The sequence below is a fragment of the Pseudotabrizicola sp. 4114 genome, assembly GCF_031457365.1.
Taxonomy (GTDB): domain Bacteria; phylum Pseudomonadota; class Alphaproteobacteria; order Rhodobacterales; family Rhodobacteraceae; genus Pseudotabrizicola.
The window spans coordinates 1-18,700 of record NZ_JAVDWP010000005.1; the positions used below are offsets into that span (position 1 = coordinate 1).

The 18,700-nt window shown below is 65.6% G+C and carries 16 protein-coding genes and 1 riboswitch; of the genes, 12 read left to right on the forward strand and 4 right to left on the reverse strand.

The features are described from left to right. Nucleotides 1–155 precede the first annotated feature (155 nt). From J2X53_RS12685 to J2X53_RS12695, 3 genes are all read left to right on the forward strand, one after another. Nucleotides 156–296 (forward strand): hypothetical protein, encoded by a 141-nt coding sequence (locus J2X53_RS12685; RefSeq protein ID WP_349037866.1) that lies wholly within the window; start codon nucleotides 156–158, stop codon nucleotides 294–296. Between the two features lie 107 nt (nucleotides 297–403). Next, nucleotides 404–1,066, forward strand: coding sequence for an SDR family NAD(P)-dependent oxidoreductase (locus tag J2X53_RS12690; RefSeq protein WP_349037867.1), 663 nt, complete (start codon nucleotides 404–406; stop codon nucleotides 1,064–1,066). Continuing rightward, nucleotides 1,063–2,589, forward strand: a complete 1,527-nt coding sequence (locus tag J2X53_RS12695; RefSeq protein ID WP_349038194.1) for a cryptochrome/photolyase family protein — start codon at nucleotides 1,063–1,065, stop codon at nucleotides 2,587–2,589. Before J2X53_RS12690 ends, J2X53_RS12695 begins: the two co-directional genes overlap by 4 nt. Before the next feature lie 274 nt (nucleotides 2,590–2,863). Here the strand turns inward: J2X53_RS12695 and J2X53_RS12700 are convergent, their stop codons facing one another. After that, entirely contained in the window at nucleotides 2,864–4,312 is a 1,449-nt protein-coding gene (locus J2X53_RS12700) for a 2-isopropylmalate synthase (RefSeq protein ID WP_349037868.1), read from the reverse strand. 164 nt (nucleotides 4,313–4,476) lie between these two features. On the opposite strand from J2X53_RS12700, the gene J2X53_RS12705 reads away from it, so the two are divergent. Further along, nucleotides 4,477–6,141, forward strand: a complete 1,665-nt coding sequence (locus tag J2X53_RS12705; RefSeq protein ID WP_349037869.1) for an NAD+ synthase — start codon at nucleotides 4,477–4,479, stop codon at nucleotides 6,139–6,141. Between the two features lie 295 nt (nucleotides 6,142–6,436). Here J2X53_RS12705 and J2X53_RS12710 read toward each other — a convergent pair whose 3' ends face one another. Further along, entirely contained in the window at nucleotides 6,437–7,381 is a 945-nt protein-coding gene (locus J2X53_RS12710; protein ID WP_349037870.1) for a 1-phosphofructokinase family hexose kinase, read from the reverse strand. A gap of 188 nt (nucleotides 7,382–7,569) precedes the next feature. Here J2X53_RS12710 and wrbA point away from each other — a divergent pair, with 188 nt between their 5' ends. Further along, the gene (gene wrbA, locus J2X53_RS12715) at nucleotides 7,570–8,163 is read left to right on the forward strand and encodes an NAD(P)H:quinone oxidoreductase (protein WP_349037871.1); all 594 of its coding nucleotides are present in this window, start codon (nucleotides 7,570–7,572) and stop codon (nucleotides 8,161–8,163) included. A gap of 74 nt (nucleotides 8,164–8,237) precedes the next feature. Here wrbA and J2X53_RS12720 read toward each other — a convergent pair whose 3' ends face one another. Both J2X53_RS12720 and J2X53_RS12725 read right to left on the reverse strand, forming a co-directional pair. Further along, on the reverse strand, nucleotides 8,238–9,170 hold the full coding sequence (locus J2X53_RS12720) for an MBL fold metallo-hydrolase (protein ID WP_349037872.1): 933 nt from the start codon (nucleotides 9,168–9,170) through the stop codon (nucleotides 8,238–8,240). A 117-nt stretch (nucleotides 9,171–9,287) separates the two neighbouring features. Then, the gene (locus J2X53_RS12725) at nucleotides 9,288–9,698 is read right to left on the reverse strand and encodes a metallopeptidase family protein (RefSeq protein ID WP_349037873.1); all 411 of its coding nucleotides are present in this window, start codon (nucleotides 9,696–9,698) and stop codon (nucleotides 9,288–9,290) included. 146 nt (nucleotides 9,699–9,844) lie between these two features. Between J2X53_RS12725 and gltX the strand changes: the two genes are divergently transcribed. The 7 genes from gltX (at nucleotide 9,845) to J2X53_RS12760 (ending at nucleotide 18,487) form a co-directional block, all read left to right on the forward strand. After that, nucleotides 9,845–11,176 (forward strand): glutamate--tRNA ligase, encoded by a 1,332-nt coding sequence (gene gltX, locus J2X53_RS12730; RefSeq protein ID WP_349037874.1) that lies wholly within the window; start codon nucleotides 9,845–9,847, stop codon nucleotides 11,174–11,176. A gap of 139 nt (nucleotides 11,177–11,315) precedes the next feature. Beyond that, on the forward strand, nucleotides 11,316–12,692 hold the full coding sequence (locus J2X53_RS12735) for an MATE family efflux transporter (RefSeq protein ID WP_349037875.1): 1,377 nt from the start codon (nucleotides 11,316–11,318) through the stop codon (nucleotides 12,690–12,692). A gap of 85 nt (nucleotides 12,693–12,777) precedes the next feature. Further along, nucleotides 12,778–12,883: riboswitch (glycine riboswitch) on the forward strand. Between the two features lie 174 nt (nucleotides 12,884–13,057). After that, a complete protein-coding gene (gcvT, locus tag J2X53_RS12740) occupies nucleotides 13,058–14,194 on the forward strand; it encodes a glycine cleavage system aminomethyltransferase GcvT (protein WP_349037876.1) in 1,137 nt (378 codons plus the stop codon). A gap of 9 nt (nucleotides 14,195–14,203) precedes the next feature. After that, on the forward strand, nucleotides 14,204–14,563 hold the full coding sequence (gcvH, locus tag J2X53_RS12745; protein ID WP_118149587.1) for a glycine cleavage system protein GcvH: 360 nt from the start codon (nucleotides 14,204–14,206) through the stop codon (nucleotides 14,561–14,563). A 75-nt stretch (nucleotides 14,564–14,638) separates the two neighbouring features. After that, nucleotides 14,639–17,479: an aminomethyl-transferring glycine dehydrogenase gene (gcvP, locus tag J2X53_RS12750; protein WP_349037877.1), complete on the forward strand. Its 2,841-nt coding sequence runs from the start codon at nucleotides 14,639–14,641 to the stop codon at nucleotides 17,477–17,479. A gap of 168 nt (nucleotides 17,480–17,647) precedes the next feature. Beyond that, nucleotides 17,648–17,965: a DUF3775 domain-containing protein gene (locus J2X53_RS12755; RefSeq protein ID WP_349037878.1), complete on the forward strand. Its 318-nt coding sequence runs from the start codon at nucleotides 17,648–17,650 to the stop codon at nucleotides 17,963–17,965. Between the two features lie 60 nt (nucleotides 17,966–18,025). Beyond that, nucleotides 18,026–18,487, forward strand: coding sequence for a thioredoxin domain-containing protein (locus J2X53_RS12760; protein WP_349037879.1), 462 nt, complete (start codon nucleotides 18,026–18,028; stop codon nucleotides 18,485–18,487). The last annotated feature ends 213 nt before the right edge of the window (nucleotides 18,488–18,700 follow it).

Genomic DNA, 18,700 nt, shown 5'->3' on the forward strand with positions numbered 1-18,700 from the left:
CACCCGCCCCCATTAACAACGGTGGGCTTTGCCGGGGGGGGGCGTGCCGGGGGCCGGGGGGCCTGGCAAGGCCCCTGGGGGGGGGGGGGGGGGGCGGGGGGGGGGGGCCCCCCCCCCCCCGCGACGGCGTTGCCACGGAAGGCGGACCCGGCGCGATGGATCTGCCGCGCGCGTCCGGTTTGCCGCCGGTGATGCGCTCCGCGCGGGAGTATTTGGAAAAGGTGCAATGGGCACAGAGCGTGAGCCTGTCTTTTGCCGGTGCGTCCCTTAACAAGTTCTTAATTTCATCAGGTTAACCCGTTGTTTTTGCTGTATCCTCTATGATGTAACACAGGGGGACCCCGCTGCCATTGAACGCTCCCCCATCCGCCCTACCTGAGCGCCGGAACCAAAGGGGGCGGCGATGCGGGCATTGGTGGTGGGGGCGTCGGGCGGGATCGGGCGGGCGGTGGCGGAGCGGTTGGAGGGGCAGGGGGCCGCGATCACCCGCCTGTCGCGCAGCAGGGATGGGCTGGACCTGACCGACGCGCCCGGGCTTGCCCGCCTGCTTGGCGGGCTGGAGGGCGTCTATGACCAGATCCTCGTCACCACCGGCGCGCTGGAGCTGAACGGGGTGCCGCCCGAGAAATCCCTGCGCAGCCTTGACCCCGCCACGATGGCCGCCCAGTTCGCCCTGAACGCCATCGGCCCGGCGCTGGTGCTGCAGCACAGCCTGCGCCTGTTGCCGAAAGACCGCCCCAGCCGCTTTGCCGTCCTTTCGGCGCGGGTCGGCAGCATCGGCGACAACGCTCTGGGCGGCTGGTACAGCTACCGCGCCGCCAAGGCCGCGCTGAACCAGCTGATCCATACGGCGGCGATCGAGATCGCCCGCAGCCACCCGCTGGCGGTGGTGGTCTGCCTGCACCCCGGCACCGTGCAGACCCCGCTGACTGCGAAATATGCAGGCTCCCACCCTGCCGTCAGCCCGGATCAGGCCGCTGAAAACCTGCTGGCTGTGCTGGGCGGGCTGACCCCCGCCGACAGCGGTGGTTTCTTTGACTGGCAGGGAAAGCCGGTGCCATGGTGACACGGCTTGTCCTGATCCTCGGCGATCAGCTGACGCCGGGTCTGAGTGCCCTGCGCGCGGCGGATCCGGCCAGGGATGTGGTGGTGATGGCCGAGGTGAAGGCCGAGGGCAGCTATGTCCCGCATCACCCGCAAAAGATCGCGCTGATTCTGTCGGCGATGCGGCACTTTGCGGCGGAGTTGCGCGCGGCCGGATGGCAGGTGGCCTATACACAGCTCGACGACCCGGAGAACAGCCACTCGATCCCCGGCGAACTGCTGCGTCGTGCAGCAGAATATGGGGCCAGCGAAATCATTGCCACCCGCCCCGGCGAATGGCGGTTGATCACCGCGCTGGAGGAGATGCCGCTGGCGGTCAGGCAATGCCCCGATGACCGCTTTTTGTGCTCCGAGGCCGCGTTTGCGGACTGGGCCGAGGGGCGCAAACAGTTTCGCATGGAATGGTTCTACCGTGAGATGCGGCGCAAAACCGGGCTGTTGATGCAAGGCGACCAGCCCACCGGCGGGCAATGGAACTTTGACCATGACAACCGCAAAGCGGCGAAACCCGACCTGTTCCGCCCGCGCCCGCCCCGGTTCGCGCCGGATGCCATCACCGCCGCGGTGCTGGATCTGGTGGAGCGGCACTTTCCCGGCCATTTCGGGCGGCTGCGCCCGTTTGGCTGGGGCGTCACCCGCGCCGATGCCCTGACGGCGCTGGACTGGTTCATCGGGCAGGCGCTGCCGCGCTTTGGTGATGAACAGGATGCGATGCTGGCGGAGGATCCCACGCTCAGCCATTCGCTGCTGTCGCCCTATCTCAACATCGGGCTGCTGACGCCGCTGGAGGTCTGCACCGCCGCCGAGGCCGCCCATACCGCAGGCAAAGCCCCGCTGAACGCGGTGGAAGGCTTTATCCGCCAGATCCTTGGCTGGCGTGAATTCGTGCGTGGCATCTATCTGCGGCACGGCCCCGGCTACGCCGGTCAGAATGTGCTGAAGGCCGACCGCGCCCTGCCGCCGCTGTATTGGGGGGCAAAGACCGGCATGGCCTGCCTGTCGCATGCGGTCGGCCAGACCCGGGATCTGGCCTATGCCCATCACATCCAGCGCCTGATGGTGACCGGGAACTTCGCGCTGCTGGCCGGGATCAGCCCGCAGGCGCTGCATGAGTGGTATCTGTCGGTCTATATCGACGCGTTCGAATGGGTGGAGGCCCCCAACACGATCGGGATGAGCCAGTTCGCCGATGGCGGGGTGCTGGGGTCGAAACCCTATGCCGCCTCGGGGGCCTATATCGACCGGATGTCGGATTACTGCGCGGGCTGCCACTACACGGTGGCGCAGAAGACCGGCGACGGGGCCTGTCCGTTCAACCTGCTCTACTGGCATTTCCTTCTGCGCCATCGCGCGCGGTTTGAGGGCAATCCGCGCATGGCGCAGATGTACCGCACCTGGGACAAGATGGACCCGGCCCGCAAGGCGGCGACCTTGTCAGAGGCGGAGGCGTTCCTGCAGCGGCTTGAGGCAGGCGAGGCCGTCTGACCGGCGGCACGGGGCCATCGGGGCGGGCATCGAGCCCGCCGCGATGGCGTTGCCACGGTATGCCGTGGCCGGACGAATGATCTGGGTCGTTGGAAAACGGCGCGGTCGGATGCGCTCCGCGCGGGAGTATTTGAGAAAGCTGCAAGTCAAAGGGCTTGAGATTTGCTGCTATGCAAATACTCCGCCGGTTGGCCACCGGTCCGAGGACCGGCAGTTTGGGGCGCGTGCAGCCGACCTGAAAAGCGTACGTTTTGCGCGCTCCGTCTGATCGACCTCAGGGCGAGGGGGCCGGGTCTGCAGGTGCGGCTTCGCCCTCTGGCGCGGTCGCCTCGGACGGGGCCGGGGCGGGGGCCATCAGGATGCCGTTTTCCCACAGGCCTTCGGCGATCTGGCCGCTGGCATAGGTGAGTTTGCCGGGCCCGGCGCGGCGGCCTTTGGCAAAGCCGCCCTCATAGACATCGCCATTGGGATAGGTGGCGGTGCCGGTGCCGTCGATCTCGCCCGCCGCCCAGTCGCCGGTATAGCGAAAGCCGTCGGGGCCGGTGATCTCGCCCGTGCCTTGCCGCAGCCCGGCCACGAAATCGCCGGTGTAGACCGCGCCATCGGGATAGGTAGCCACCCCTTTGCCCTGCCGCTGGCCGTCGACAAACGCGCCTTCATAGCTGTAGCCGTCGGCCAGTGTCAGCTTGCCCTGACCATTGGGGCGCGCGGCGGTGAAGCCGCCGGTATAGGTCGCGCCATTGGCATAGGTGGCGGTGCCCTCGCCCTCGATCACGCCTGCGGCCCATGTGCCGTCATAGGTGGAGCCATCGGCATAGGTGATCTTGCCAATGCCTTCGGCCTGATCATCCTTGACCGCGCCGGTATAGACCGAGCCATCGGGAAAGCGGATGGTGCCGGTGCCGGTCAGGCGGCCATCCAGCCAGTCACCTTCGAGCACGGTGCCATCCTGCGCGCGGAACGCGCCCTGGCCGGTGCGTTTGTCGGCCTGAAACACGCCTTCGAACACATCGCCATTGGCATAGGTGGTCTTGCCGGTGCCCTGCCGCTGGCCTTCGGCAAAGCCGCCCTCATAGGTGTCGCCATTGGGCTGGGTCAGCTTGCCGGTGCCGTTGATCTGGCCCGCCTGCCAGTCGCCCACATAGGTCAGGCCATCGGGCATGGTCAGCGTGCCCTTGCCCTGCCGCTCGCCCGCAACCAGCTGGCCGTCATACACAGCGCCATCGGCATAAGTGATCTTGCCCGCCCCGTCCTTGAGTCCTTCGGCCCAGGCGCCCTCATAGCGGTAGCCGCCGGGGCCGTCCTGCACGCCCTGACCGTGGTGTTTGCCATCGACGAAAGCGCCGGTGTAGACCGAGCCGTCGGGATAGGTGGCCACCCCGGCGCCGGTCATCTTGCCGCCGGTCCAGTCGCCCTCATAGCTGCCGCCGTTGGCATAAGAGATCTTGCCGCGGCCCTCGGGCTTGCCCGCCGCAAACTGCCCCTCATAGACCGAGCCGTTGGGATAGCGCGCAACACCCTGACCGAGGATTTCCCCCGCAACCCAGTCGCCGGTATAGCTGTAGCCATTGGGCAGGGTATAGGTGCCGGTGCCGTGCTGGCGGCCATTCAGAAAAGTGCCTTCATAGAACGAGCCGTCGTCATATTGTTTGGTGACGACGTCCCCCTCTTGTGCCAGTCCGGCTCCGGGCAGGGCAAGGCCCAGAACCACCGCTCCCAGCATTGATCTGACTCTGTGCCGCATTCTGACCCCCTGCCGTAATTCCCGTCAAAGCCTAGCCGCGCCATCCCCGGCTTACAAGCTTTGCCGCCCGGCGGCTGCAATCACTTTCCCTTGGCGGACAACCTGCTAGAACATCGGCAATCCCGTGTCTGAAAGGTGCCGCCATGGCCGATCTGTTCCGCATGACCCTTGCCCAGCTGAACCCGGTGGTGGGCGATCTGGCCGGAAATGCCGCCAAGGCGCGCGCGGCCTGGGAGCAGGGGCGCGCCGATGGTTCCGACCTTGTGGCGCTGACCGAGATGTTCATCACCGGCTATCAGACGCAGGATCTGATCCTCAAACCGGCGTTTCAGCAGGCGGCGATTGCCGCGATCCAGCAGCTGGCGGCGGAGTGCGCGGATGGCCCGGCGCTGGCCATTGGCGGCCCGGCCGTGCAGGAGGGGCGGCTGTACAACGCCTATTACATTCTGCAGGGCGGGCGGGTAACCGCAACGGTGCTGAAGCACCATCTGCCCAATGACACGCTGTTTGACGAAAAGCGGCTGTTTACCCCCGCCGATGTGCATGGCCCCTTTACCATCAACGGCGTGCGCATCGGCTCCCCCATTTGCGAGGATGCCTGGCATCCCGATGTGGCGGAAACTCTCGCGGAAACCGGGGCCGAGATCCTGCTGGTGCCTAATGGCAGCCCCTATCATCGCGGCAAGCCGAACCTGCGGCTGAACCTGATGATTTCCCGCGTGGTCGAAACCGGCCTGCCGCTGGTTTACCTCAACATGGTGGGCGGGCAGGATGATCAGGTGTTCGACGGCTCTTCGATGGTGCTGAACCCCGGCGGGCATCTGGCGGCGCAGCTGCCGCAGTTTGATGAGCATCTGACGCAGATCACCTTTCGCCGCACTGCGGATGGCTGGCGGGCGGATACGGGTGAGATTGCGCAGATCCCGCCGATTGGCGAAGCGGATTACCGCGCCTGCGTGCTGTCGGTTGCGGACTACTTCGCCAAGACCGGGTTCACAAAGGCGGTTCTGGGCCTGTCGGGGGGGATTGATTCGGCCATCGTGGCAGCGATTGCGGCTGATGCGCTGGGGCCAGAGAATGTGCGCTGCGTGATGCTGCCGTCGGAGTTCACCAGCGCCCATTCGCTGGAGGATGCCGAAAAATGCGCACGCGCGCTGGGCTGCCGGTTGGATACCGTGCCGATCAGTGCGGCGCAGGCGGCGGTGCTGGATACCCTCGCGCCGCTGTTTGCGGGGACAGAGGAAGGCATCACCGAAGAGAACATCCAAAGCCGCCTGCGCGGGGTGATGCTGATGGCGATTTCCAACAAATACGGCGAGATGCTGCTGACCACCGGTAACAAGTCGGAAATGGCGGTCGGCTATTGTACGATCTATGGAGACATGAACGGCGGCTATAACCCGGTCAAGGACATGTACAAGACCCGCATGTTCCTGACCGCCCGCTGGCGCAACGAGACCCATCGCCCGTGGATGAAGGGCCCGGCGGGCGAGGTGATCCCCGAGCGGATCATCACCAAGCCGCCTTCCGCGGAACTGCGCGCCGACCAGACCGATCAGGACAGCCTGCCACCCTATGAGGTGCTGGACGCGATCCTTGAGGGGCTGGTGGAGCGCGAGGCCTCGGTGGCCGAACTGGTGGCCGAAGGCTTTGACCGCGCGACGGTGAAAAAGATCGAACACCTGCTGTATATAGCGGAATACAAACGCTTTCAGTCCGCGCCCGGCACACGGCTGACGCAAAAGGCGTTCTGGCTGGACCGCCGCTACCCAATCGCCAACCGCTGGCGCGACCCCAGCGGCGCATAACGCCGGACCGGGGCGCTGCCCCCCACCCCCAGCCCCTCCCCACAAGGGGGAGGGGAGGCACCTGACATTCGCCATGAGCGCCTGCGTCGTGGCGCAAAGCGCCTCCCTCCCCCGCGTGGGGGAGGGCTGGGGTGGGGGGCGCGCCGGATCAGATCTCGTGCGCGTCCGCGCCCGACTTCACCCTCACCTTCGGTGCGGATTGTTCCGACCTTTGCCGGAAGCGCTTGCCCTGTGGCGCAAAGTGCCTCCCTCCCCCCTTGTGGGGGAGGGCTGGGGTGGGGGGCTGCGCGCCGGATCAGATCTCGCGCGCCGCCGCTTCGTGCATCAGGCGCATCACGTCTTCGGCGCGGCAGAGCATAGTGGCGTCGGACATTACTGCTGCCGCAGCGGCGGCAGAGGCCATTGCCAGCGCCTGCGCGCTGTCTTGTCCGCGTGCAAGGCTCAGCACAAAGGCCGCGACAAAGCTGTCGCCCGCGCCCACGGTCGATTTCACCCGCACCTTTGGCGCGGGCGAGAACAGCCGCCGGCCGGCTTCGGCCAGCACATTGCCCTCGGCGCCGCGCGCCACGATCACCCGTTTCGCCACGCCGCGCGCCACCAGCCCGGCGGCAAAATCCGCCGTATCGGTCAGGGTTTCCAGCCTGTGCCCCGCCAGCTCTTCCCCCTCTTCGCCGTCCATCCGCAGCACCTCCAGACCGGGGATCGGGGTGCGCACCGCCTCGGTCAGCGCCGCGCCCGAGGTGTCGAGCACCACGAGCGAACCTTCCATGCTCGCCGCCAGATGCGCCGGAAAATCGGCGGGCACGCCGGGCGGCTGGCTGCCCGAGATCACGCTGTAGCCGCCGGGCCGCGCGGTGGCGGCCAGCAGGGTGAACACCCGTGCCCGCTCTGCTTCGCCCCAGACCGGGCCGGGCAGCATGAAGCGGAACTGCTTGCCCGAAGTCTCCTCTGTGACCGTCAGGCTTTGCCGGGTCTCGCCCGGCCCGAGGATCGACAGGAACGTGACCCCATCGGCCCGGATCAGCCCGGCCACCCGGTCGCCGGTCAACCCGCCAAGCGCCACCAGCGCCAGCGAATCGCCCCCCAGCGCCTTGATCGCGCGGCTGACGTTCAGCCCGCCGCCGCCGGGGTCCAGATGCGGATCGGTGCAGCGCAGTTTGTGGCCGGGAATGATGTCGGGCACGGCTGTGGCCATGTCCAGCGCGGGGTTCAGCGTCAGGGTCAGGATGGGGGCTTGCATGGCGGCGTCCTTTTGGGTCATCTGCATGTTAGCGCCACCAAAAGCGATCTGAAAGCGCGCTGTGACTTCGCACCGGCGCAGGCTGGTCCGTGCGATTTCGCACGAAACCTGCGCGTTATCTTGGAATTCCTGTGAATCATGCGCACATCTACCCTGTACCCAAGTAATCCCAGCCCGGAGGCTTTGTTATGTCTGTCAAACTCGCTGTCCTGTTTTATTCGACCTATGGCACCAACCATCAGATGGCCGAAATCGCCGCCGAAGCCGGCCGCGCGGCGGGGGCCGAGGTCAAGCTGCTGCGCATCGCCGAAACCGCGCCGGATGCGGTGGTGAACGGTCAGGATGCGTGGAAAGCGCAGGTTGAAAAGGCCGCCGATATTCCGGTGGCCACCCCCGAAGACATGGAATGGGCCGACGCCTATCTGTTCTCGGCCCCCACCCGCTTTGGCGCGGCACCCAGCCAGCTGCGCGCCTTTATCGACACGCTGGGCGGCCAATGGGGCAGCGGCAAACTGGCCAACAAGGCGGTCAGCGCCATGACCTCGGCGCAGAACCCGCATGGCGGGCAGGAGGCCACGATTCTGGGCCTTTACACCACCTTCATGCACTGGGGCTCGATCATCGTCGCCCCTGGCTACACCGACCCCGCACTGTTCGCGACCGGCGGCAACCCCTACGGCTACAGCCACACCCAAGGGGCGGAGTTTGACGACAAGGCCCGCGCGTCAATCGGCCATCAGGCCAAGCGCACGGTGGAGATTGCGGCCAAGCTGAAGGGCTGACTGGCAAAGAGGGGCGGGAGTTCCGCCCCCGGAGACAGGTGAAACGGGGCGGGGGTTTCCCCGCCCCTTTTGAGTCAAGCGTTCAGCATCATCTGATAGCTGACCGGCACATAGCGGAAGCCGTCGTCCATCGCCTCGACATAGCCCACGCCCGGGAAGGGCATATGGTAGCCGACAAAGGGCACGCGGTCGGCGGCCAGCATGCCGAACAGCTGTTTGCGGGTCGCGGCGGCGGCGGCTTTGTCCATGTCGAACCGCACTTCCCAATCGGGCTTTTGCAGCGACCAGACGTAGTGGTTGGCGGCATCGGCGATCAGCGCCAGCTGCTGCCCGTCGCTTTCCAGCATATAGGCCATATGGCCGGGGCTGTGGCCAAAGGCCTCCATCGCGGTGATGCCGGTGGCGACGGCGGCACCGCCCTCGACAAAGGTCATCTGGTCTTCCAGCGGTCTGACCTTGGTGTCAAACCCCTCATTCCCGGCCTGCGCCCAGTGATTGTGCTCTACCGATCCTGTGACATAGCGCGCGTTGGCAAAGGTGACCCCGGCATCCCCCGCGATCCCGCCGATGTGGTCGCCGTGCATATGGGTCAGCACCACCACGTCGATCTGATCCGGGGTGTAACCAGCCGCCGCCAAGGCCCCGGTGATCGCCTCGGGGGCAAGACCGGTGTCGAACAGCACCAGTTCCGCCCCGGTGTTCACGACTGTCGGGGTGAAAAAGTTCTGGCTCATGTCGGCGGGGATGAAATTGGCCTGCGACAGTGCGGCAAATTCCTCGGGCGAGGCATTGAGCCCGAAGGTCTCCTGCGGGTTTTCCAAGGCGCGGGTGCCGGCGAGCAAGGTTGTCACCTCGAACCCGCCCAGCTTGAAGCGGTTGAACGGGGCCATGCCTGCGCCCATCATCTCGGCCGCCGCATGGGCGGCGCGGGGCATCAGGGCGGGGGCAAACGGCAGGGCGGCGGCGGCAAACAGCGCCGAACGGCGGGTCAGTGCGGGCATCGTCATCGGTGTCCTCCTGTGAAACTGTGGGAGGAATGGTAACGCCAAAGCCCGCCGTCGCCAGTCACGGAGCTGTCATCGCCTGTGCGCAGGCGCACAGGCTTTTGCGCAAAGCTGTACCCGCTATTCCCACCACGGGTCGATCCGCGCGATGTCGTCATCACTCCAGCCGAAATGATGCGCCACCTCATGCACCAGCACATGGGTCACCAGCTCTTGCAGCGAGACATCGCCCCGGTCCAGCCATTCATCCAGAATGGGGCGGCGAAACAGCCAGATCACATCGGGCTGCATCGGCTGGTCGCTGAAGGATTTCTCGGTCAGCGGAATGCCCTCGTACAGCCCTGTCAGCTCGAACGGATCGTCGATCTCCATCGCTTCCAGAATCTCATCCGGCGCGAACTCCTCGACCCGCAGCCGGATCGCGGTGGCAGCCGCGCGGAACGGGCCGGGCAAGCCCGCGATTGCGCCATGCGCAAGCTGTTCGATCAGGGCAAGGTCGGGGGCGATGGCGCCGGGCGGAGTCTGGGTCATGGCGCTGATATAGGGGGCAGGGCAGGCCGGTGAAAGACCCACGCACCCCCGGTTGGTGCAAACCGGGGGTGCGCGCCTGTGCCTTGCGCAAACTGGACAAGACGCCCCCGCTGTGACAGGGAAGAGCGGTTGCAGGAGATGCCCGAATGACCCGCCCCACCATTACCCGTTTTGCCCCGTCGCCCACCGGCTATATCCATGTCGGAAATCTGCGCACCGCGCTGATGAATTACATGATCGCCCGCAAATCCGGCGGTCAGTTCATCCTGCGGCTGGATGACACCGATCAGGAGCGGTCCAAGCAGGAATACGCTGATGCGATCATGGCTGACCTTGAGTGGCTGGGCCTGCATTGGGACCGGGTGGAGCGGCAATCGCTGCGCATGGACCGCTACCGCGAGGCCGCCGAAGACCTGAAGGCCAAGGGCCGGTTTTATGAGGTGTTCGAGTCTCCGGTTGAGCTGGACCTCAAGCGCAAGAAGCAGCTGAACATGGGCAAGCCTCCGGTCTATGACCGCGCCGGGCTGGCGCTGTCAGAGGATGACAAGTCAAAGCTGCGGGCCGAAGGGCGCGACGGCTATTGGCGTTTTCTGCTGAACCAGAACCGCATCGAATGGACCGATGGCATCCTTGGCTCGGTGTCGATTGATGCGGCGTCGGTGTCTGACCCGGTGCTGATCCGCGCGGATGGTCAGGTGCTCTATACCTTTGCCTCGTCGGTGGATGACATCGACATGGGCGTGACCTTTATCGTGCGCGGCGCGGACCATGTGACCAACACCGCCACCCAGATCCAGATCATGGAAGCCATGGGCGGCACCCCGCCCGATTTCGCGCACCACTCGCTGCTGACCGGCGCGAAGGGCGAGGAACTGTCGAAACGCCTTGGCACCCTGAGCTTGCGTGACCTGCGGGCGCGTGGCGTGGAGCCGCTGGCGCTGCTGAGCCTGATGGCGCGGCTGGGATCGTCAAAGCCGGTGGAACTGGTCGGCTCGATGGACGAGCTGATCGAGGGGTTCGAGGTCGGCAGCTTTGGCTCCGCGCCCACCAAATTCGACGCCGAAGACCTGTTCCCCCTGACCCGCCACTATGTGCAGGGCCTGCCGTTTGACGCAGTGCAGGCGCGGATCGGGGCTCTGGGCGTGCCTGCGGATAAGGCCGAGGGCTTCTGGTCGGTCGCGCGCGGCAACATCACCGTGCTCGATGATCTGGAGGGCTGGTGGACCCTGTTCCGCGATGGCGCCACACCGCTGGTGGCCGACGAGGACCGCGACTTCATCGCGCAGGCCTTTGATCTGCTGCCCGCCCAGCCCTGGACCCGCGAGACCTGGGGTCAGTGGACGGCAGCGGTGAAAGAGGCGACGGGCCGCAAAGGCAAGGGCCTGTTCATGCCGCTGCGCAAGGCACTGACCGGGCAGGAACACGGGCCGGAAATGGCCGATGTGATGCCGCTTCTGGAAAAACGCCCCAGCCTGTGACGGGCGGATGTCAATGAGCGGCTGACAGGCCGGGCGGTGGCTTGCGTGCCGTTGTCTTTCTGAAACCGCCGGGGGGCTGTCTGCCCCCCGGACCCCCCGAGAGTATTTTTACCAAGATGAAAGCCGGGAAGGTGTCGGGATGAGCGCGGGAGCAGATCCGGTGGCGGGCGAGGCGACACGCGGACCGGCACCGCGCTTTGTGACCGGCAGTCTGATGCGCCATGTCGTGGTGATGTCGCTGACCTCATCGGTCGGGCTGATGGCGATCTTCAGCGTCGATCTGATCAACATTCTGTATATCTCGTGGTTGCAGGACCCGGTGGCGACCGCAGCGGTCGGCTATGCCGGGGCGGTGTTGTTTTTCACCACCAGTTTCGGGATCGGGATTTCGATTGCGGTGTCGGCCGTGGTGGCGCGCGCACTCGGGCAGCGCGAGGCGCATCTGGCGCGGCGGCGGGCGACCAACGGGCTGGTGCTGGGGCTTGGGCTGGGGGTGGCGTTTACCGCCGTGGTCTGGGCGCTGCTGGGGCCGATTGTCGGTCTGTTGGGGGCCACCGGGCCGACGGCAGAGGCAACGGTGGGGTTCCTGCGCCATGTGATGCTGGGGCAGCCGCTTTTGATGCTGGGCATCACCGGGGCCGGGGTGCTGCGCAGCCATGGTGATGCCCGGCGCTCGATGATGGTCACGGTCTGGGGGGCGGTGGTGCTGGCGATTGCCGATCCGATCCTGATTTTCGGAGCCGGGTTGGGCCTGACCGGGGCGGCTTATGCGGGCAACCTGTCGCGGCTGGTGATTGCCGCGATGGCGATCTGGCCGCTGTGGCGGCATTACGGCGGGTTTACCCGGGTGACGGTGCCGGAACTGGTGGAGGATGCGCGCGCGATGGCGGGGATCGCCGGGCCTGCGGTTCTGACGCAGGTGGCAACGCCTGTCGGGCAGGCCTTTGTGACCCGGCTGATCGCGCCCTTTGGCGAGGCGGCGGTGGCGGGCATGGCGATCACCGGGCGGCTGACGCCGGTGGCGCTGGGGGTGATCTTTGCGCTGGCGGGGGCCATCGGGCCGATCATCGGCCAGAATGCGGGGGCGGGCCGGATCGACCGGGTGCGGCGCGCGGTCTGGGATGCGGTGATCTTTACCGCCGTGGTGATCAGCCTTGTGACGCTGGCGCTGTTCCTGTTGCGCGGGCCGATTGCCGATCTGTTCCATGCCGAAGGGGTCACCCGTGATCTGGTGTTCCTGTTCTGCGGGCCTTTGTGTCTGTTGTTTTTCTTCAACGGGCTTTTGTTCATCTCCAACGCCGCCTGCAACAATCTGGGCCGCCCGTTCCTGTCGACCCTGCTGAACTGGGGGCGTCATACGCTTGGCACGGTGCCGTTTGCGCTGTGGTTTGCCGGGGTCTGGGGGGCAGAGGGCGTGCTGATCGGGCAGGCGGTCGGCGGGGTGATCTTTGGCATCGTCTCTCTGTGGCTGGTGTTCCGGGTGGTCGATCAATACGGCACTCAGCCCAAGGCATAGGCGTTCGCGCCGTCGCTTTTACCGCCCGACACGTCGCTTTCGTTTTCCCCCTTGCCAGCGGGCGCGGCGCCGCGCTAGATCGTCCCTGTCAGGATCGGGAGAATCCGGGGGCCGCGCGCCAGCGCAGCCATCGGTGCCGAAGGAGCAACCGCCCCGGTAAACTCTCAGGCGCAAGGGACCGTTCTTGGCACCGGAACTCTGGAGAGTGGCCAACCCTGTGAGGGGGCGGCCCGCCGAAGGGATAACGATCTCAGGCGCCCGATTGTCGACAGACAGGGCAAGGACAGAGGGGGCATCGCAGGGCAGGGATCAGTCTGTCCGAACGGTGCCGGAGTCTGTCTTCCGGCGGAAAACATGGGGGCGGAATGACCGACCTGAACACGTCTGACCTGAAGCGGCTTGCGCTGCATGATCTGCATGTCGCATTGGGCGGCAAGATGGTGCCGTTTGCGGGCTATGAGATGCCGGTGCAATATCCTGCGGGCGTGATGACCGAACATCTGCACACGCGCTCTGCTGCCGGGCTGTTTGATGTCAGCCATATGGGGCAGGTGATCCTGCGGCCCACCGGCGACATGGCGGCGCTGGTGGCAGGGTTCGAGGCGCTGATGCCGGTCGATGTGGCGGGGCTGGTCGAGGGGCGGCAGCGCTATGGCCTGTTCACCAATGAGACCGGCGGCATTCTGGATGACCTGATGTTTGCCAACCGGGGGGATCATCTGTTTGTCGTGGTCAACGCCGCCTGCAAAGAGGCCGATGTCGCCCATATGACCGCGCATCTGTCGGCGGTGGCAACGGTCGAGCATATCACCGACCGCGCTTTGCTGGCGTTGCAGGGGCCGCGGGCCGAGGCGGTTCTGGCTGCATGGGTGCCCGGCGTGACCGAGATGCGCTTCATGGATGCGCGGGTGTTTGACACGCTCTATGGCCCGATGTGGGTCAGCCGGTCGGGCTATACCGGCGAGGACGGGTTCGAGATCTCGGTGCCAGAGGCGGCGGCCGAAGACCTTGCCCGCTCGCTTTTGTCTGTGAACGGGGTGATGCCGATCGGCCTTGGCGCGCGCGACAGCCTGCGGCTGGAGGCGGGGCTGTGCCTGTACGGTCATGACATCGACACCGGCACCACGCCGGTCGAAGCAGGCCTGAATTGGGCGATCCAGAAGGTGCGCCGCACAGGTGGCGCACGCGCTGGTGGCTTCCCCGGTGCCGACCGCATCCTGCACGAACTGGACCACGGGCCAGAGCGTCTGCGCGTCGGCCTGCTGCCGCAGACCCGCGCGCCGATGCGCGAGGGCACGCAGCTGTTCGATCCTGATGGCACACCCTTGGGCGAGGTCACCTCGGGCGGCTTTGGCCCTTCGGTACAGGCCCCCGTCGCCATGGGCTATGTCGCCGCCAGCCACGCCGCACCCGGCACGCTGCTGGAGGGCGAGGTGCGCGGCAAGCGCCTGCCCGTGACGGTCGCCCCGCTTCCTTTCCATCCCACCACCTACAAACGCTGAGGCTTTGCGATGAAATACACCAAGGAACACGAATGGATGCGCGTCGAGGGCGATCTGGTCGTTGTCGGCATCACCGAACACGCTGCCACCCAACTGGGCGATGTGGTGTTCGTGGAACTGCCCGAAACCGAAACGATGGTCGCCGAGGGCGATGAGGTCTGCGTGATCGAAAGCGTCAAGGCCGCAAGCGACATTCTGGCCCCGCTGGATGGCGAGATCGTCGAGGTCAATACCAAGCTGGTCGATAAACCGGCACTGGTGAACGAAGACCCGACCGGCGAGGCGTGGTTCTTCAAGATGAAGATCGACGATCTGTCCGCCCTTGATGACTACATGGACGAAGACGAGTACGCCGATTTCATCGGCTGACCCTTCCCCCCGCTTTGAGAACAGACGGCGGGCGCAGCCACGCGCCCGCCCGCGCGCTGACATCGCAGGCAAGCCATGACCTATACCCCCGTCGCCTATAATCCGTATGATTTCGCCAACCGCCGCCACATCGGCCCGTCTCCCGCCGAGATGGAGGCGATGTTGCAGGTGGTGGGCGTGCCCACTCTGGACGCGTTGATTGACGAAACCGTGCCACAATCGATCCGCCAGAACACCCCGCTGAGCTGGGCCCCGCTGGCCGAGCATGAGCTGCTGGACAAGATGCGTCAGGTCGGCAAGCGCAACACGGTGATGACCAGCCTGATCGGGCAGGGCTATTACGGCACGGTGACGCCCCCGGCCATTCAGCGCAACATTCTGGAAAACCCGGCGTGGTACACCGCCTATACCCCCTATCAGCCCGAAATCGCACAGGGCCGGCTGGAGGCTTTGCTGAATTACCAGACCATGGTGGCCGATCTGACCGGCCTGCCGGTCGCCAACGCCTCCCTGCTGGACGAGGCAACGGCGGCGGCAGAGGCGATGACCATGGCCGAACGCAGCGCCAAGTCAAAGGCCAAGGCGTTCTTTGTCGACCGCAACTGCCATCCGCAGACCATTGGCGTGATCCAGACCCGCGCCGCCCCGCTGGGGATCGAGGTGATCATCGGCGACCCGGCAAAGCTGGACCCGGCGGCGGTTTTTGCGGCGATCTTCCAATATCCCGGCACCTATGGCCATGTCACCGATTTCACCGACCAGATTGCCGCTTTGCACGACGCCAAAGCCTTGGCCATCGTGGCGACCGATCTGCTGGCGCTGTGCATGCTGAAAGAACCGGGCGCGATGGGGGCCGACATTGCCGTCGGCTCGGCGCAGCGCTTTGGCGTGCCGATGGGCTATGGCGGCCCGCATGCCGCCTTCATGTCCTGCCGCGATGATCTGAAACGCTCGATGCCGGGGCGTATCGTCGGCGTGTCCATCGACTCGCGCGGGAACAAGGCCTACCGGCTGTCGCTGCAAACCCGCGAGCAGCACATCCGCCGCGAAAAGGCCACGTCCAACGTCTGCACCGCGCAGGCGTTGCTGGCGGTCATGGCCAGCATGTATGCCGTATTTCACGGCCCGCTTGGCCTGCGCGCCATTGCCGAACGCGTGCATTTCCTGACCAATCGTCTGGCCCGCGCACTGCAAGCCGCCGGGGCCAAGGTCTCGCCCGCCGCCTTCTTTGACACCATCACGGTCGAGGTGGGCGTGGGCCAGACCGGCATCCTCGCCGCCGCCCGGCACGAGGGGCTGAACTTCCGCAAGATCGGCACCGATCGTGTGGGCATCGCGCTGGATGAGACCACGGATGAACGGGTGCTGGCCCGCATCCTGCGCGCCTTTGGCATCGAAGGGGCCCCGCCGCACCGCGCACAACTGGGCTTCCCCGAAGCCATGGTGCGCACGACCGACTATCTGACCCACCCGGTGTTCCACATGAACCGGGCCGAGTCGGAAATGATGCGCTACATGCGCCGCCTGTCCGACCGTGATCTGGCGCTGGACCGCGCGATGATCCCGCTCGGCTCCTGCACGATGAAGCTGAACGCAGCGGCAGAGATGATGCCGATCACCTGGCCGGAGTTCGGCTCGCTGCACCCTTTTGCCCCGGCAGATCAGGCACTTGGGTACAAGGAGGCGATTGACGATCTGTCGTCCAAACTGTGCGAGATCACCGGCTATGACGCGATGTCGATGCAGCCCAATTCCGGCGCGCAGGGCGAATATGCCGGGCTGTTGACCATTCAGGCCTATCACAGGTCGCGTGGTGACACGCAGCGCACGGTCTGCCTGATCCCCACCTCGGCGCATGGCACCAACCCGGCAAGCGCGCAGATGGCCGGCATGCAGGTGGTGGTGGTGAAAACCGCCCCCAACGGCGATATTGATGTCGAGGATTTCCGGGCCAAGGCGCAGGCCGCAGGCGACCGGCTGTCGGCCTGTATGATCACCTACCCCTCCACCCACGGCGTCTTTGAGGAAACCGTGCGCGAGGTGTGCAAGATCACCCATGATCACGGCGGGCAGGTCTATATCGACGGCGCGAATATGAACGCGCTGGTCGGGCTGGTCAAACCGGGCAAGATCGGCGGCGATGTCAGCCACCTGAACCTGCACAAGACCTTTGCCATCCCGCATGGCGGCGGCGGGCCGGGCATGGGGCCGATCGGGGTCGGCGCGCATCTGGCGCCGTTTCTGCCGGGGCATAATGAGACCGGGGGAGAAGAGGGGCCGGTGTCGGCGGCCCCCTATGGCTCTGCCTCTATCCTGCTGATTTCGTGGGCTTATTGCCTCATGATGGGCGGCGATGGGCTGACGCAGGCGACGCGTGTGGCGATCCTGAACGCCAATTACATCGCGGCGCGGCTGGCGGGCAGCTACCCGATCCTGTTCATGGGCAACAAGGGCCGGGTGGCGCATGAGTGCATCCTTGATACCCGCGCCTTTGCTGATGTGGGCGTCACCGTCGATGACATCGCCAAGCGCTTGATTGACAACGGTTTTCATGCTCCGACGATGAGCTGGCCGGTATCGGGCACGCTGATGGTGGAGCCGACCGAGTCGGAAACCAAGGCCGAGATTGACCGCTTCATCACCGCCCTTCTGGCGATCCGCGACGAAATCCGCGCGGTGGAGAATGGCGAAATATCCAGCGAAGACAGCCCCTTGCGCCACGCGCCGCACACGGTCAACGACCTTGTGGCCGAGTGGGACCGCAAGTACAGCCGCGAGGCCGGATGCTTTCCGCCCGGCGCGTTCCGGGTCGATAAATACTGGCCGCCGGTGGGTCGCGTGGACAATGTGTACGGCGACCGCAACCTGATCTGCACCTGCCCGCCGGTCGAAAGCTACGCCGAAGCGGCGGAGTGAGCGGCGTATGACGGGCGTCCGGCCCGCATATGCCTGACGTATGGCAAACAGCATGACGCGCGCGCCTGCGTGACAGGCGCGCGGTCACCCCGGTTTTCCGGCCGGGGTCTGGTGCCCGGACTTGCACATGCGCCCCTATGGGCGCAGCATGGGACAGGGGGAATGACCATGCCAGACATCAGCACGTCCAAAGTTGTTCAGATCATCTTTCAGCACCGCGAAGGCCCGGTTGCCGCCGCCGAGCTTTATGCCTTTATCGAGAACCTGAATGAGGACGAAAAGGCGCACCTGACCGCCATCGCCTGGGTCGGGCGCGGGGCGTTCGAGCCGGAAGATTACGCCGAAGCGCTGACCACCGCCTATACCCAGGCCACCACGCCCACCGCCGACTACCTGACCGGCATGCCGCATCTGGCGGAGAACCTTGAGGCCGGGCTGGAGGCGATGGGGGTGGATGTGACGGGGGAGGAGGAGGATTTGTTGTGACCCCCTTGCACGCCGCGCGCTGACCCTCAATATATTCTGGATACCGAATATGAGGGGATCATGACCACCAATGCGACGACCAAAGACAGCCTGAAACTGACCTGCACCACCTGCGGCCAGATCAACCGCATCCCCGCCACCCGCGCTGGCGACCGCCCGAAATGCGGCAGCTGCGGCGATGTGCTGGTGTCGGACAAGGTGGCCGAGCTGGACGCCGCCAGCCACGACAAGGCCACCCGGAATGACGACCTGCCGCTCCTGGTCGATTACTGGGCGCCATGGTGCGGCCCCTGCCGGATGATGGCCCCGGAATTCGCCAAAGCCGCCAAGGCGCTGTCGCCCCACGCCCGGCTGGCGAAGCTGAACACCGAAGATCACCCCACCATCTCGCAACGCGCCGGCATCCGCGGCATCCCGGCGCTGATCCTGTATCACCGGGGGAGGGAAGTCGGGCGGTTGGCCGGGGCAAGACCGGCGGCGGAGATTGTGGGGTTTGTGGAGGGGAATGTGGGGAAGGGGTGAGGAGGGGCTGATCCGAATGTCAGCTATGCGGGACTATTCAGACCATCTCTGCACAAGCGCCAATGTCCGGTTTGGCGAACCGTTCATCAATCCGTCGTTTTTGGAAAGCATTTCTGTGAAGGCAGCAGATTTTGATAGTTTGGCTTTAGTTCTCCAGCCTTCAAAACCTTTATTTTAATTATAATTGCAAAATAGAGCCAATTTATTATAATA

What these genes read in the sequence shown, in the direction of transcription:
- J2X53_RS12755 (WP_349037878.1), top strand. Translation starts at nt 17,648, where the DNA reads ATGCCAGACATCAGCACGTCCAAAGTTGTTCAGATCATCTTTCAGCAC.
- gcvH (WP_118149587.1), top strand. Translation starts at nt 14,204, where the DNA reads ATGAAATACACCAAGGAACACGAATGGATGCGCGTCGAGGGCGATCTG.
- gcvP (WP_349037877.1), top strand. Translation starts at nt 14,639, where the DNA reads ATGACCTATACCCCCGTCGCCTATAATCCGTATGATTTCGCCAACCGC.
- J2X53_RS12700 (WP_349037868.1), bottom strand. Translation starts at nt 4,312, where the DNA reads ATGCTGGGAGCGGTGGTTCTGGGCCTTGCCCTGCCCGGAGCCGGACTG.
- wrbA (WP_349037871.1), top strand. Translation starts at nt 7,570, where the DNA reads ATGTCTGTCAAACTCGCTGTCCTGTTTTATTCGACCTATGGCACCAAC.
- J2X53_RS12725 (WP_349037873.1), bottom strand. Translation starts at nt 9,698, where the DNA reads ATGACCCAGACTCCGCCCGGCGCCATCGCCCCCGACCTTGCCCTGATC.
- J2X53_RS12735 (WP_349037875.1), top strand. Translation starts at nt 11,316, where the DNA reads ATGAGCGCGGGAGCAGATCCGGTGGCGGGCGAGGCGACACGCGGACCG.
- J2X53_RS12705 (WP_349037869.1), top strand. Translation starts at nt 4,477, where the DNA reads ATGGCCGATCTGTTCCGCATGACCCTTGCCCAGCTGAACCCGGTGGTG.
- J2X53_RS12720 (WP_349037872.1), bottom strand. Translation starts at nt 9,170, where the DNA reads ATGACGATGCCCGCACTGACCCGCCGTTCGGCGCTGTTTGCCGCCGCC.
- J2X53_RS12760 (WP_349037879.1), top strand. Translation starts at nt 18,026, where the DNA reads ATGACCACCAATGCGACGACCAAAGACAGCCTGAAACTGACCTGCACC.
- gcvT (WP_349037876.1), top strand. Translation starts at nt 13,058, where the DNA reads ATGACCGACCTGAACACGTCTGACCTGAAGCGGCTTGCGCTGCATGAT.
- J2X53_RS12690 (WP_349037867.1), top strand. Translation starts at nt 404, where the DNA reads ATGCGGGCATTGGTGGTGGGGGCGTCGGGCGGGATCGGGCGGGCGGTG.
- J2X53_RS12685 (WP_349037866.1), top strand. Translation starts at nt 156, where the DNA reads ATGGATCTGCCGCGCGCGTCCGGTTTGCCGCCGGTGATGCGCTCCGCG.
- J2X53_RS12710 (WP_349037870.1), bottom strand. Translation starts at nt 7,381, where the DNA reads ATGCAAGCCCCCATCCTGACCCTGACGCTGAACCCCGCGCTGGACATG.
- gltX (WP_349037874.1), top strand. Translation starts at nt 9,845, where the DNA reads ATGACCCGCCCCACCATTACCCGTTTTGCCCCGTCGCCCACCGGCTAT.